Here is a 12391-nt window from a genome sequence, read left to right as displayed (position 1 = left end):
CGGCACGCGTCGGCCGGAGATGTAGCGCCCACCTGCGCGATATAGAATATAGAGAGTGCGCGAGGCGTTTTAATGAGCTTGGGAATGATAGCACCCGGGTGCGAGTGGCGTCATGCGAACACTGTCCGATAAAGGGTAAATGCCCCCAATTGCGATCCCCCGCGGGTCGATGTCGTGACGCTCGGTCAAGCTCGGGAGTCTGCTAGAATAGCGTGTCGTTCAGTCGTTTAAAGGGCCGCCCATGCATGCCAATTCCCGCGCCATCGTCACCCAGCAGACCGCGCCGCACGAGGATCTCTCGCGGCGTGTGTCGCGGGCGTTGACGTACCCTTGGCGAAAGCCGTTGGCATCGCACACGCGAATCGCGTTCGGCGCGGCGCGGACATGGCTGGATGAGCAGGACAAGCCGCTGATTCTCGACGCCGGCTGTGGCGTGGGGCTTTCCACCCGGCGTCTGGCCGCGCGTTTTCCCGATCATGCGGTGATCGGCATCGACCGCAGCGCCGACCGCCTGTCCCGCGAGCACGGCGAACTGCCGGACAACGCCTTGCTGGTACGTGCCGATCTGGTGGATTTCTGGCGTTTGGCGCTACACGAGGGATGGCAGCCGGCGCGTCATTATCTGCTCTATCCCAATCCGTACCCCAAGGCGGCACATCTCAAAATGCGTTGGCATGGCCACCCGGTGTTTCCGGCCCTGGCGGGACTCGGCGGCGAATTGGAAGCGCGCTCCAACTGGCGGCTCTATCTCGAGGAACTGGCCCTGGCGCTGGCGCAAGCCACGGGGCGCGAGGCGCATCTCGAGCCCTGCGAGCCGTCGGGCGAGTATCTCACGCCTTTCGAGCATAAATATCACGCCAGCGGCCAACTACTCTGGCGGCTGACGGTGACGCTGGCGCATCAACCCGCGTTGTTGCCCACCTAACAATCAGGCAGCACGGGCCTTCAGGAGAGAGAATATGGTGTATGTATTTCTAGCCATCGCGATTTTCGCCGAGGTGGTGGCCACCAGCGCGCTCAAGGCGTCCGAGGAGTTCACGCGGCTATGGCCGAGCGTAACCGTGGTCGTCGGTTACGCCTTGGCGTTTTACATGCTCACGCTGGCGCTTCGCGATTTGCCGGTGGGTATCGCCTATGCGTTCTGGGCCGGGCTTGGCATCGTGCTGGTCACGCTGATCGGGGTGGTCGTGTATGGCGAGAAGCCCGATTTACCCGCGATTCTCGGCCTGGGAATGATCATCGCTGGGGTTGCCATCATCCAGGTGTTTTCGCGCATGTCCGCGCATTAGGCGTTATCAGATTTTGCGCGAGATACCCCGTACTTCTAGTGCGGGGAGGGATAGCGCGTCGTCCGTAGGACGCCCCTACTTTCGCGGCCTCCTTCTCAGGTAGTTGCTATCTTACAGTTTTATTTATATTATGTGAGGTATGACGAAACGCGCTTATCGATACCGCTTTTATCCGACGCCTGAACAGGAGCAGCTCCTTGCTCGGACGTTTGGCTGCGTGCGTTTCGTCTATAACGCAGTGCTGCGCTATCGCACCGATGCGTTCTATGAACGCCGAGAGAAGATCGGCTACGTCGCCGCGAACGCTGAACTATCGCGGATGAAGAAGGCCGATGACACCGCCTTCCTCAACGAAGTCAGCTCGGTGGCGCTTCAGCAGTGTCTTCGCCACCAGCAGACGGCCTTCAAGAACTTCTTTGAAGGCCGCGCTCGTTACCCGAACTTCAAGAGTAAGCGGCACCGCCAATCGGCGGAGTTTACGCGCTCGGCGTTCAAGTACCGTGGTGGCCAGCTGTTCTTGGCCAAGTGCAAGGACCCGCTGCCGATGCGCTGGAGTCGTGAACTGCCCAGCGATCCGACCACCGTTACCGTTTCCAAGGACTCGGCGGGGCGCTACTTCGTCAGCTGCCTGTGCGAGTTCGACCCCGAGACGCTGCCCGTCACGTCCAAGATGGTGGGCATCGACCTCGGCCTGAAAGACCTGTTCGTCACCAGCGACGGGCATCGAATCGGCAATCCCCGCCATACGGCGAAGTACGCGACCCGTCTGGCCAAAGCGCAGCGCCGGCTGAGCAAGAAGACGCTCGGTTCGAAGAACCGTGCCAAGGCCAGGCGGAAGGTCGCACGCCTTCACGCCAAAATCTCAGATTGCCGGATGGACCGCTTGCACAAGCTGTCCCGCCAGATCGTCAACGAGAACCAAGTGATCTGCGTCGAGTCCCTCAAGGTGAAGAATATGCTGCGCAACCGCTCGCTCGCCAAGTCGATCAGTGATGCCGGCTGGGGCGAATTCGTCCGCCAGCTGGAGTACAAGGCCGCCTGGGCAGGTCGGCAACTGTCGGCCATTGACCAGTGGTACCCCTCCAGTAAACGCTGCTCTGGTTGCGGGCATGTGATGCCCGAGATGCCCTTGCAGATTCGCGCCTGGACGTGTCCCGAGTGCGCAGTCGACCACGATCGCGACATCAACGCCGCGCTCAACATTAAAGCCGCCGGGCTGGCGGTGTTAGCCCTTGGAGAGAATGTAAGCGGCATGGAGCAAGTCTCCATGTCCAGTTCTCGGTGAATTGGGAATCACCGTCCTTCAGGGCGGTGAGCAGTCAACTGACAAGTGTCTACGCTCGATTGGACATCGCCATCGCACGCGATGATGAGCCCTGCTAGCCTGGCGGACGATGGTCGTTCGTCCAGGGAAGGAAAAATTTCATGCTGAGTAAGTTGTTCCATCGTCGACGTCCGCGCGCCTCGCAGCGTGGCGGGTGTCGTATGTTCGCGTTTCTCGTCTTGATGGGCCTCCCGTTGGCCGCGCATGCCGAGGGTTTCGACAATCTGTCCTCGTTGGCCGACAAGGGCTTCGTGATCGGCGCCCAGGCGCAATTGCTGGGCAGTGGCGATAGTCTAGGCGCGCTCGATCCTACGCGGCGTCTTTCGCCAGCGTCGGTCACCAAGCTTTACACCGCCGCGGCGAGCCTCGACCGTTGGGGACCGCAGCATCGTTTCACCACGCAGTTGATGGCCACCGGCAATGTCGATGCCCAGGGCGTGCTGCATGGCGATCTGGTGCTCGATGGCGGCGGTGACCCGGCCCTGACCAGCGAAAACCTGTGGCGTCTGGTGCAACGCTTGCGCGAACGCGGCGTGCGCGCCGTCGATGGTCAATTGGTGGTCAGCCAGTGGCGCTTCGGCCCGGTGACCTGCGTGACCACCGACCGCTGCAAGGCGCGCTCGCGCTCCGACAATGCCTACAGCGCCTTGCTTTCCTCGGCGGCGGTGAATTACGGCAGCTGGTGCAATCGGGTCAAGCCCGGCGCGGCCGTGGGCGACGCGGCCTCCATCAGCGATTGCGCGACGGTGGCACCGCTCACGCGCCTCGACAATCAGGTCAAGACCGTGGCGCACGGTGGGGATTCACGCCTGAGTGCCGAGCGTATCAGTCGCGAGGGTGGCGATACGTTGCGCATCAGCGGGCAGATCGCCCGCGATAGCTTCTCGCGTGAAATCTATCGCGGCAGTTCCGACCCCGCCGAGCAAACCGCCAAAACCTTGATGGCATTGCTCGGGCAGGCGAGGGTCGAGGTCGAAGGCTACGCAACCAGCACGACACCGCCGCCGACCACCGCCAAACGCTTGGCGGCGGTGGATGGCAAGCCGTTGCAGGAATTGCTGCTACGCATGCTCAACTATTCCAATAACTTCATGGCCGATACCCTGGCTTTGGACCTCGTCGCCAAGCCGCGCGCCGAGCTTCAGGACGGCGCCGATGAACTGATGCGCTTCGCCCAGAATCTACCCGGCCATGGCGTGCCGACGCTTGCCAGCGGCAGTGGCTTGACCCCCGAGAACCGTGTCTCGGCGCGCGATCTCAATGCCCTGCTGGCAGCGATGTACCAGCGTTCGGCACTGTTCCCGACCTTCGTGGCGGGTCTGCAATTGCCGACCAACGGTCCCATGCACTTCATCCGCCGCGGCAGCGATACCTTCCAGCAGAGCGTCATGCTCAAGACCGGCACGCTCAACGAGCCGGTCACGGTGCGCGCGGTGGCCGGCTACTTCCGTACCCAAACCGGGCGTTGGGGCAGCTTCGCCGTACTGGTCAACGGCACCTCGCAAACGCCGTACCTCGCCTGGCGGCAGGTGCTGCCCCTGGTGGCGGCGGATTTGACGGAGATGATCGAGGCCCACTGAGAGATCATGCCTTCTAGCGCCGTGGGTCGATGAGCACGCGCCCATGGGTGCGGCCTTCGAGCATGGCCTGGGACCGGTCGGTCACGTCGTCGAGGCCAGCCTCCTCGACATGCATGTGCGACAGCAACGCGTTGGGCAGGGCGGCAATGCGTTGCCACGCCGCGCGGCGCCGGTCGAAGGGTATATACACGCTGTCCACGCCGAGCAACGACACGCCGCGCAGGATGAACGGCATCACCGTGGTCGGTAGCGCGGCGTCGCCCGCCAGACCCACGGCGGCGACCTTGCCTGAGTAGCGCATTTGCGCCAGGAGGTTGGCCAGGATCTGGCCGCCGACGGTATCCACGGCGCCCGCCCACTGCGTCGATTCCAGCGGCCGGCCGCGGGCTTCGAAGTCGGCGCGGGGCAGAATGGCGTGGGCGCCGAGCGCCTCGAGCCAGGCATTCTGCTCAGGCTTGCCGGTGATGGCGTGAACCTCGAAACCTTCATGGGCGAGGATCGACACCGCCCAACTGCCTACGCCGCCGCTGGCGCCGGTAACGGCGACCGGCCCATCGCCGGGAGCGAGGCCGGCTTCTTTCAGACGCATGACACTCAGCATGGCGGTGAGCCCGGCGGTGCCGAAGAGCATGGTTTGACGCGTGCTCAGCGGTTGCGGGCAGGGCACCAGCCAGTCGGCATCGACGCGCATGGCCTCGGCGAAGCCGCCCCAATGGCGCTCGCCGACACCCCAGCCGGTAAGGATCACGCGGTCGTCGGCGGCAAAGCGCGCATCCGTGGAATCCGTCACCGTGCCGGCGAAATCGATCCCCGGCACCAAAGGATAATCGCGCACGATCTTGCCCTGGCCAGTGACCGCCATGGCATCCTTATAGTTGAGATCCGAGTAATCGATGGCGACGCGCACCGCGCGCTCCGGCAACTGGTTCTCGTCGAGCGTTTCGAGGCGGGCGCGGGGGGTGTCGTCATGAAGCATGAGCGCGCGTGGCATGGTGAACTCCTGCGGATTAGGATAAGGCGCTGCGGCGAGCGCAGTTTCATCAGCCTAGCGTTGAGCCGCGAGTGTCGACAACGCGACCTTTGCGGGATACCGTCCGTCATTCGCGTGGCGTTGCCGTCCTGGCCGTTGCGTAATCGACCATCGAGACCCCTTCACTGAGGAACGAGTGCGATGAAATCCCGCCAGACCACCGGCTTGCGCCACTTGAGCGACTCCACGCACTACTCGCTCAAGGGGCTGCGCGCCGCGTTTCGCAATGAGACGGCGTTTCGCCAGGAGGTCGGCATCTGCGTGATACTCTTGCCGTTGGCGTGGTGGATCGGTGCTACGCCGGTGGAATGGCTGCTGCTGGTGGGCAGCTGCGCGCTGGTGCTGATCGTGGAACTGCTCAACAGCGCGGTGGAAACCGTCGTTGACCGCATCGGTCCCGAGCATCACGAGTTATCCGGCCGGGCCAAGGATATCGGCTCGGCGGCGGTGATGATCTCACTGATCATGGCGGGCCTGACCTGGGGCCTGTTGGCCTGGCAGAAATTCCTCGGCTGAGCCCGCAGTCGGTGACGCCTTGTTGGTTATCTTCAACGTCCGTGCGAGGTGCGCTATGTCCCGACGCATTGGTTTTGGATTGCTTGGCGTGCTGGTGGTGGCCGCCGTGATTGTTCCTTATACGTTGCTGCGCGATGTTCAGGCTTGGTACGGCAGTCTGCTGTTCTGGGGGCTGATCGGGCTTGCCGTGATCGTTCTCAATCTGCTGGTTACCGCCGATTTCAAGGAGAAGTGAGGATGTCGTCGACGCTCGTGTGGACGTCGGTGCTGGTGTATGTCGTCGTCGCCCTAGGCGTGGCCTGGCGCTCACGCGAGCGCAGACCCGGCGGGACGCCCGACATGGCGCACTATTTCCTCGGTGGGCGGCGCATGGGCGGGATGGTGTCGGCGCTCAGCTACAGCGCGACGACCTACAGTGCCTTCATGATGGTGGGGTTGGCCGGACTGACCTACGCCGGTGGCGTGGGGGCGCTGGGCTTCGAAATCGTCTACTTCGCTGGGGTCTCGTTGGTGGCAATCTTCGGGCCGCGTTTCTGGGCGGTGGGCAAGGCATTCGGTTTTGTCACCCCCAGCGAGATGCTGGGACACCGCTATGCGAATCGCGGCGTGGCTGTGGCCACGGCGCTGGTCAGCAGCCTGTTTCTGGTCCCCTATGCCGCAGTGCAACTGGCGGGCGTGGGGTATCTGCTGAGCGGCATGACCGACGGTGCCATCGGCTTTACCACCGGCGTGGCGGTGGCCACCGTGCTGGCGCTGGTATTCACCTTCATCGCCGGGATTCGCTCGGTGATGTGGACCGACGCGCTGCAGGCATTGTTGATGATCGTCGCCTCGACGGCCGTGGCGCTGCTGGTGGTGGCCTCGCTGGGCGGCTTCGAGGCGCTGTTCGCGACCCTCGCCGATGAGCATCCCGAGGCGCTCACGGTGCCGGGGTCGGGTCTGTTCACGCCGGCGACCTTCCTCGGCCTGACGATTCCCTGGTTCTTCTTCAGCCTTTCCAATCCCCAGGTCAGCCAGCGCCTCTTCATGCCCGCTTCTCTCCAGGCCATGCGCCGCATGTTGCTGGGGTTTCTGTGCTTTGGCCTGGTATATACCGCCGTCTCGGTGCTGTGGGGCTTTTCGGCGCTGATTGCCTTCCCCGACCTGGAGAATTCGGATCTCGCCACGCCGACCCTGCTGGCCTCTGCGCATGTGCCGCCGGTACTCGGCGTGCTGGTGATGGTGGGGATTCTAGCGGCGGCGGTCTCGACCATCGATTCGATCATGCTGACGCTGTCATCGATGCTGTCGCGGGACGTCTATGCGGTGGCCCGCAAAGGCAGCGATGAACGCCGCCAGCTGTGGGTCGGCAAGGCCGTGTTGCCGCTGATCGCGCTGCTCGCACTGGCCTTCGCCGAGCTGCGCCTCGATCTGATCGCGGTGCTCTCGGTCGCCGCCTCGACCGGCCTGGTGGTCACCGTGCCGGCGCTAGTCGCCGCTTTCTTCTGGCGCGGTGGCAGTGCGGTGGGCGCCCTGGCGAGCATTCTCGGTGGCGGTGTCTGCGTCGTGGCACTGTATATCACCGGCGCCAAACCGCTGGGCTGGCCGCCAGGCATCTGGGCGCTGCCGGTGGCGTGCGTACTGTTCGTGGGCGTCAGCTTGCTCAGCGCATCGCCGCGTCAAACCGCCGAGGCGTTCATCGCCGCCGCCGAGCGTGGCTTGCCATGGCGGCGCTGAGGTTTGCTCGCCTGTAGCTTCCAAGCGATTAGCTCCGCTAAGCTGGGGTCATATAACGCTTGCCCCGGCGCTAGCTGCCGGGACGTTCCAGGAGAGTACCATGGCCCTGCCCGAAGGATTCCTGCCCGACGCCGATATTCCCGCACCGCTGCATGAGGCGCTGGGCGAAGCCGCCGAGCGGCTCGACGATGCGTTGTGCCTGGCCGATCGCGTCGCCCAGGCGAAGCGCTCGACGCGCGATGTGGACGCCGACGCGAATGTCGAAGAGATGCCGAGTGCCACCTGGCTGGCGCTCTCGGAGGCGCGTCGCGCCGAGCTGGCGCGGGTGGTGGCGCTTTCCGACTTCGCCACCGAGACGCTGGCCCGCGATCCCGGCTGGCTGCCGGTTCTGGATGCCGAGGGCGAACTGGATGAGGCCCCGCCGCGCGAGACCTGGGAAGCGGAACTCGCCGAGCGGCTCGAAGCCGCCGAGGACGAGGCGGCCATGCAGGCTGCGGTACGCCGCTTCCGGCGGCTACGCATGCTGGGCATCGTGTGGCGCGATCTGTGTCGCGCGCCGCGCGGCCAGGCCGGCGAGGCGGGCATGTGGATCACGGCGCGCGACGTCAGCTACCTGGCAGAAATATGCCTCGACGGCGCGCTGGGCTGGCTCGAACATCATTATGCGCCCCGCTGGGGGCAACCGGCGCTTCGCGCCGACGGTACGCCGCAACGCCTGGTGGTGCTGGGCATGGGCAAGCTCGGTGCGGGTGAACTCAATCTGTCCTCGGACATCGACCTGATCTTTGCCTTCGCCGAAGAGGGCGAGACCCAGGGCGGTCGGCGCGCGCTCTCGCATCAGGAATATTTTACCAAGCTGGGCCAGAAGCTCATCGGCGCGCTGGACGCGGTGACCGACGAAGGCATGGCGTTTCGTGTCGATATGCGTCTGCGCCCGCTTGGCGATGGCGGGCCGCTGGTCGGCAACTTCGCCACGCTGTCCAGCTACTATCAGGACCAGGGGCGTGAGTGGGAACGCTACGCCATGCTCAAGGCGCGCCCGGTGGCCGGCGATCTCGAGGCAGGCGCCGAGTTGCTCGCCTCGCTGCGACCGTTCGTGTATCGCAAATACCTGGATTTCGGCGCCATCGAATCGCTGCGTGAGATGAAGCGACTCATCAACCGCGAGGTCAAGCGCAAGGGCATGGCTGACAACATCAAGCTCGGGCCCGGCGGTATCCGCGAGGTGGAGTTCGTGGTCCAGGCGTTTCAGTTGATTCGTGGCGGCCGCGATACCGAGCTCCAATTGACCTCGCTGGCGGCGGCCTTGCGCTGCCTGACGCAGTTGGAGCTTCTGCCGGGCGAGGTCACCGAGGCCCTGCGCAGCGATTACGCTTTTCTGCGCGATCTCGAGCATGCCTTGCAGGCCCAGAAGGATCGCCAGACCCAGACGCTACCGGACGACACCCTGGGGCGCGAGCGCTTGGCGCTGGCGCTCGACATGGCCGACTGGCCGGCACTCGTGGCGCGTCTCGATGAGGCGCGCGGGCGGGTGCGCGAGCATTTTGATGCCATCATTGCCCCGCCCGAGGAGGAAGACGACGAGGACAGCGCCCCCGAGGACGCCTCGCGCGAAGAGCTGGGCGCGCTCTGGCGCGAGGAGCTGATCCCGGCGGAGGCCCGCGAGACGCTGACGACGCTGGGGTTCGAGGCGCCCGAGGCGACCCTCAAGCGACTTGCCGACGTGCATCGTTCGCGCGCCGTGGCGGCCATGCAGCGCATCGGTTTCGAGCGTCTCGATGCCTTGATGCCGCTGCTGCTCGAGGCCGTCGGCGAGAGTCGTGCGCCGGATGTCGCGCTCGAGCGCGTCCTGCCGCTGATCGAGGCGGTGCTGCGGCGTACCGCCTATCTGGCATTGCTGCGTGAGAATCCCGATGCGCTGCGTCAGTTGATCCGGCTGTATGCCGCGAGCCCGTGGATCGCCGAGCAATTGGCGCGGCATCCCGTGCTGCTCGATGAATTGCTGCATCCTGCCACGCTGTATTCGCCAGCCGACAAGGACGAACTCGCCGATGAGCAGCGCCAGGCACTGGCACGGTTGCCCGAGGACGACGAGGAGGGCCAGCTCGATGCGCTGCGCACCTTCAAGCATGCTCAGGTGTTGCACGTCGCGGCCTCGGATATCGTCGGCGCGCGACCGCTGATGAAGGTCAGCGATTATCTCACCTTCATCGCCGAGGTGATCCTCGAGCAGGTCCTGGCGATGGCCTGGAAGCAGGTGACACGCAAGTACGGGCGCCCCTCGCGCCGTGCCGGTGAGCGTGAGAGCGACGAGGCCAATTTCGCGATCATCGGTTACGGCAAGCTGGGTGGCATCGAATTGGGTTATGGCTCGGACCTGGACCTGGTGTTCCTGCACGATGCCGACCCTAAAGGCATGACCGATGGTGCCAAGGCTCTCGACAATGCGGTCTTCTTCACGCGCCTCGGTCAGCGCGTCATCCATTTGTTGACGGCGATGACGGCCAGCGGCGCGCTGTACGAAGTCGACATGCGCCTACGGCCTTCCGGCAATTCAGGGTTGTTGGTGACGACGCTCGACGCCTTCGCCGACTATCAGCACCACCAAGCCTGGACCTGGGAGCACCAGGCGCTGGTACGCGCGCGGGCCATCGCCGGCAACGCGGCATTGTGCGAGCGCTTCCAGACAGTGCGCTGCGAGGTGCTGGGGCAGGCGCGCGACCCTGACACACTGCGCGGGGAGGTCGTCGCCATGCGCCACAAGATGCGTAAGCACCTGGGCAGCAGCGATCAGGCCGGACGCCAGGGGACGTTTCATCTCAAGCAAGACCCCGGCGGCATGGTGGATATCGAGTTCCTCTGTCAGTACGCGGTGCTGCGACTGGGCACCGAGGCGCCGGAGATGCTCGCCTTCAGTGACAATATGCGCATTCTCGAAACGCTGGAGGAAAGCGGCCGGCTTCCCGCCGAGCAGGCACGTGAGCTGCGCGAGGCGTATCTCACCTATCGCGGTATTAGCCATCGTGCCTCGCTGGCCAAGGCCGGAAGCCAGGTCGAGATCGCCGATATCGACGACCATCGCCGCCGAGTCCGCGCCATTTGGGCGCACTGGATGCAGGATGATGACGCGTCTCGGTAAGTATCACTGGAAATAAACAGTTACTTTTCGCGCTCATGATAACTCGGTAAATGGTTAGTACGACAAAAGTTGGGGATTGATCATTCGCGTGGAAACTTTATAGTCCGCCTCCGGCGATGGCATGCATGCCATCGCCGTTTTGTTTCGTCGCGCGCCCACAAGGCACGGCGATCATCGGGCACAACCTGAAAGTTCTCAACGAGGCAGACACTCCAATGCGCTCTAACACGGATGTAGCATCGCCCCGCTCCGAGGAGGATCGAGGTTTCGCGGGCCACCCGCGTGCGCTGGGACCGCTATTTTTCACCGAAATGTGGGAGCGTTTTTCCTACTACGGTATTCGCCCGCTGCTCGTGCTGTTCATGGCCGCCACGGTGTTCGAAGGCGGACTGGGCTTCACGCGGGAAGCTGCGTCGGCCATCGTGGGTATCTATGCGGGGGCCGTCTATCTGTCGGCCTTGCCCGGCGGCTGGCTGGCGGATAACTGGCTGGGGCAGCGGCGTGCCGTCTGGTACGGCTCGGTGCTCATTGCACTGGGCCATCTTTCCATCGCGTTTTCCGCCCTCTGGGGTGCGACCTGGTTTTTTATCGGGCTAGTATTGATCGTGCTCGGCTCGGGGCTTTTCAAGTCCTGCATCTCGGTGATGGTGGGGAGCCTTTATGACCAAGGCGATGTGCGCCGCGATGGCGGTTTCGCGATCTTCTACATGGGGATCAACATCGGTGGCTTGCTGGCGCCACTGTTCACCGGCCTATTGATGCGTGAATACGGTTGGCATTGGGGCTTCGGCATCGGTGGGCTGGGCATGTTGGTGGCCTTGTTGATCTTCCGTTTGTCGGCGATTCCTTCCATGCGACGCGCCGACAGCCTACGGGGGCGTGCCGCTAGTTGGGATGCGCCTGCGGTACATCGTCGAGGTGTAGGTTATTACGTAGCGGGCTTGGCGATTGCGCTGGCGGGCTTCATCGCTCTGGTGGCCAACGGTGCGATTACCTTGAACGCCGTGGCGATTGCCGAGGCCATGACCACGGTCATCATCGTCTGCGCGCTGGGTTATTTCGTCTTTCTGTTCGGCTTTAACGGGCTCGACAAGCAGGAGCGGGCGCGTATCGTCGTGTGCTTCATCTTGATCATGGCAGCGGCGTTCTTCTGGGCATCCTTCGAACAGCAGCCGACGTCCTATAACCTGTTCGCCCACGACTACACCGACCGTACATTGTTCGGCTGGGAAATCCCCACCGTGTGGTTTCAGTCGTTCAATCCGGTCTTCATCATCCTGCTGGGGCCGCTCTTCGGCTGGCTATGGCCGGCACTCGGCCGCCGCCGCATGGAACCCGGCAGCCCGGTGAAGTTCGTCCTCGGCCTGTTGTTCGCGGCCGGTGGCTTTGCCTTGATGATGTTCGCGGCGATGCGCGTGGCTGGCGGCATCGATCAGGTCTCGCCGCTGTGGATCACCGCCAGCTTACTATTGCTGACGATCGGCGAGCTGTGCCTGAGCCCGGTGGGGCTGTCGACCATGAGCGCGCTGGCGCCGACCAAGCTGCGCGGCCAGTTGATGGGGTTATGGTTCACGGCCTCGGCGCTGGGCAATCTGGTGGCCGGCTTGATCGGCGGGCACGTCAACGCCGAGGAACTGGATCAGTTGCCGGAGTTGTTCGGGCGCTGCGCGGTGGCGCTGGTGCTATGTGCCATCGTGTTGGCGCTGCTGACGCCGCTCATCAAGCGTATGCTGAAGGGCAATCCCACCGTCGATCCCGCCGGTGCTTCGTCTTCCAACGCCACCACCGGAGCCTGAA

10 protein-coding genes are annotated in these 12391 nt (G+C 64.0%); 9 read left to right on the top strand and 1 reads right to left on the bottom strand.

From position 1 onward, the window contains the following. Positions 1 to 241 precede the first annotated feature (241 nt). From trmB to dacB, 4 genes are all read left to right on the top strand, one after another. Positions 242 to 925 (top strand): tRNA (guanine(46)-N(7))-methyltransferase TrmB, encoded by a 684-nt coding sequence (trmB, locus tag L1071_RS15115; RefSeq protein ID WP_246976576.1) that lies wholly within the window; start codon positions 242 to 244, stop codon positions 923 to 925. 34 nt (positions 926 to 959) lie between these two features. Continuing rightward, positions 960 to 1289 carry a DMT family transporter gene (locus L1071_RS15110; RefSeq protein WP_246976573.1) on the top strand — a complete coding sequence of 110 codons (330 nt, stop codon included), beginning with the start codon at positions 960 to 962 and terminating at the stop codon, positions 1287 to 1289. A gap of 139 nt (positions 1290 to 1428) precedes the next feature. Then, on the top strand, positions 1429 to 2574 hold the full coding sequence (locus L1071_RS15105) for an RNA-guided endonuclease InsQ/TnpB family protein (protein WP_246976570.1): 1146 nt from the start codon (positions 1429 to 1431) through the stop codon (positions 2572 to 2574). A 140-nt stretch (positions 2575 to 2714) separates the two neighbouring features. After that, complete coding sequence (gene dacB, locus L1071_RS15100) at positions 2715 to 4193, top strand: D-alanyl-D-alanine carboxypeptidase/D-alanyl-D-alanine endopeptidase (RefSeq protein ID WP_246976567.1); 1479 nt, start codon at positions 2715 to 2717, stop codon at positions 4191 to 4193. Positions 4194 to 4206: 13 nt separating this feature from the next. Here dacB and L1071_RS15095 read toward each other — a convergent pair whose 3' ends face one another. After that, entirely contained in the window at positions 4207 to 5184 is a 978-nt protein-coding gene (locus tag L1071_RS15095; RefSeq protein WP_246976564.1) for an MDR family oxidoreductase, read from the bottom strand. 180 nt (positions 5185 to 5364) lie between these two features. On the opposite strand from L1071_RS15095, the gene L1071_RS15090 reads away from it, so the two are divergent. The 5 genes from L1071_RS15090 to L1071_RS15070 all read left to right on the top strand — a co-directional run bounded on the left by L1071_RS15090 (position 5365) and on the right by L1071_RS15070 (position 12390). Next, positions 5365 to 5739 carry a diacylglycerol kinase gene (locus L1071_RS15090; RefSeq protein WP_246976559.1) on the top strand — a complete coding sequence of 125 codons (375 nt, stop codon included), beginning with the start codon at positions 5365 to 5367 and terminating at the stop codon, positions 5737 to 5739. 55 nt (positions 5740 to 5794) lie between these two features. Further along, entirely contained in the window at positions 5795 to 5974 is a 180-nt protein-coding gene (locus tag L1071_RS15085; RefSeq protein WP_246976556.1) for a hypothetical protein, read from the top strand. Positions 5975 to 5976: 2 nt separating this feature from the next. Then, positions 5977 to 7455 carry a sodium:solute symporter family protein gene (locus tag L1071_RS15080; protein ID WP_246976553.1) on the top strand — a complete coding sequence of 493 codons (1479 nt, stop codon included), beginning with the start codon at positions 5977 to 5979 and terminating at the stop codon, positions 7453 to 7455. A gap of 100 nt (positions 7456 to 7555) precedes the next feature. Beyond that, positions 7556 to 10594, top strand: a complete 3039-nt coding sequence (gene glnE, locus L1071_RS15075; RefSeq protein ID WP_246976550.1) for a bifunctional [glutamate--ammonia ligase]-adenylyl-L-tyrosine phosphorylase/[glutamate--ammonia-ligase] adenylyltransferase — start codon at positions 7556 to 7558, stop codon at positions 10592 to 10594. A 215-nt stretch (positions 10595 to 10809) separates the two neighbouring features. Next, positions 10810 to 12390, top strand: coding sequence for a peptide MFS transporter (locus L1071_RS15070; protein ID WP_246976547.1), 1581 nt, complete (start codon positions 10810 to 10812; stop codon positions 12388 to 12390). The last annotated feature ends 1 nt before the right edge of the window (position 12391 follow it).

It is taken from the genome of Chromohalobacter sarecensis (assembly GCF_023061135.1).
Taxonomy (GTDB): Bacteria; Pseudomonadota; Gammaproteobacteria; order Pseudomonadales; family Halomonadaceae; genus Chromohalobacter; species Chromohalobacter sarecensis.
The sequence above is the reverse complement of the archived record's forward strand: the minus strand, read 5'-3'. Positions and strand labels throughout refer to the sequence as shown.

Excerpts from the sequence above, each read along its gene's own strand:
- trmB (WP_246976576.1), top strand. The coding sequence starts at position 242 with ATGCATGCCAATTCCCGCGCCATCGTCACCCAGCAGACCGCGCCGCAC.
- L1071_RS15110 (WP_246976573.1), top strand. The coding sequence starts at position 960 with ATGGTGTATGTATTTCTAGCCATCGCGATTTTCGCCGAGGTGGTGGCC.
- L1071_RS15105 (WP_246976570.1), top strand. The coding sequence starts at position 1,429 with ATGACGAAACGCGCTTATCGATACCGCTTTTATCCGACGCCTGAACAG.
- dacB (WP_246976567.1), top strand. The coding sequence starts at position 2,715 with ATGCTGAGTAAGTTGTTCCATCGTCGACGTCCGCGCGCCTCGCAGCGT.
- L1071_RS15095 (WP_246976564.1), bottom strand. The coding sequence starts at position 5,184 with ATGCCACGCGCGCTCATGCTTCATGACGACACCCCCCGCGCCCGCCTC.
- L1071_RS15090 (WP_246976559.1), top strand. The coding sequence starts at position 5,365 with ATGAAATCCCGCCAGACCACCGGCTTGCGCCACTTGAGCGACTCCACG.
- L1071_RS15085 (WP_246976556.1), top strand. The coding sequence starts at position 5,795 with ATGTCCCGACGCATTGGTTTTGGATTGCTTGGCGTGCTGGTGGTGGCC.
- L1071_RS15080 (WP_246976553.1), top strand. The coding sequence starts at position 5,977 with ATGTCGTCGACGCTCGTGTGGACGTCGGTGCTGGTGTATGTCGTCGTC.
- glnE (WP_246976550.1), top strand. The coding sequence starts at position 7,556 with ATGGCCCTGCCCGAAGGATTCCTGCCCGACGCCGATATTCCCGCACCG.
- L1071_RS15070 (WP_246976547.1), top strand. The coding sequence starts at position 10,810 with ATGCGCTCTAACACGGATGTAGCATCGCCCCGCTCCGAGGAGGATCGA.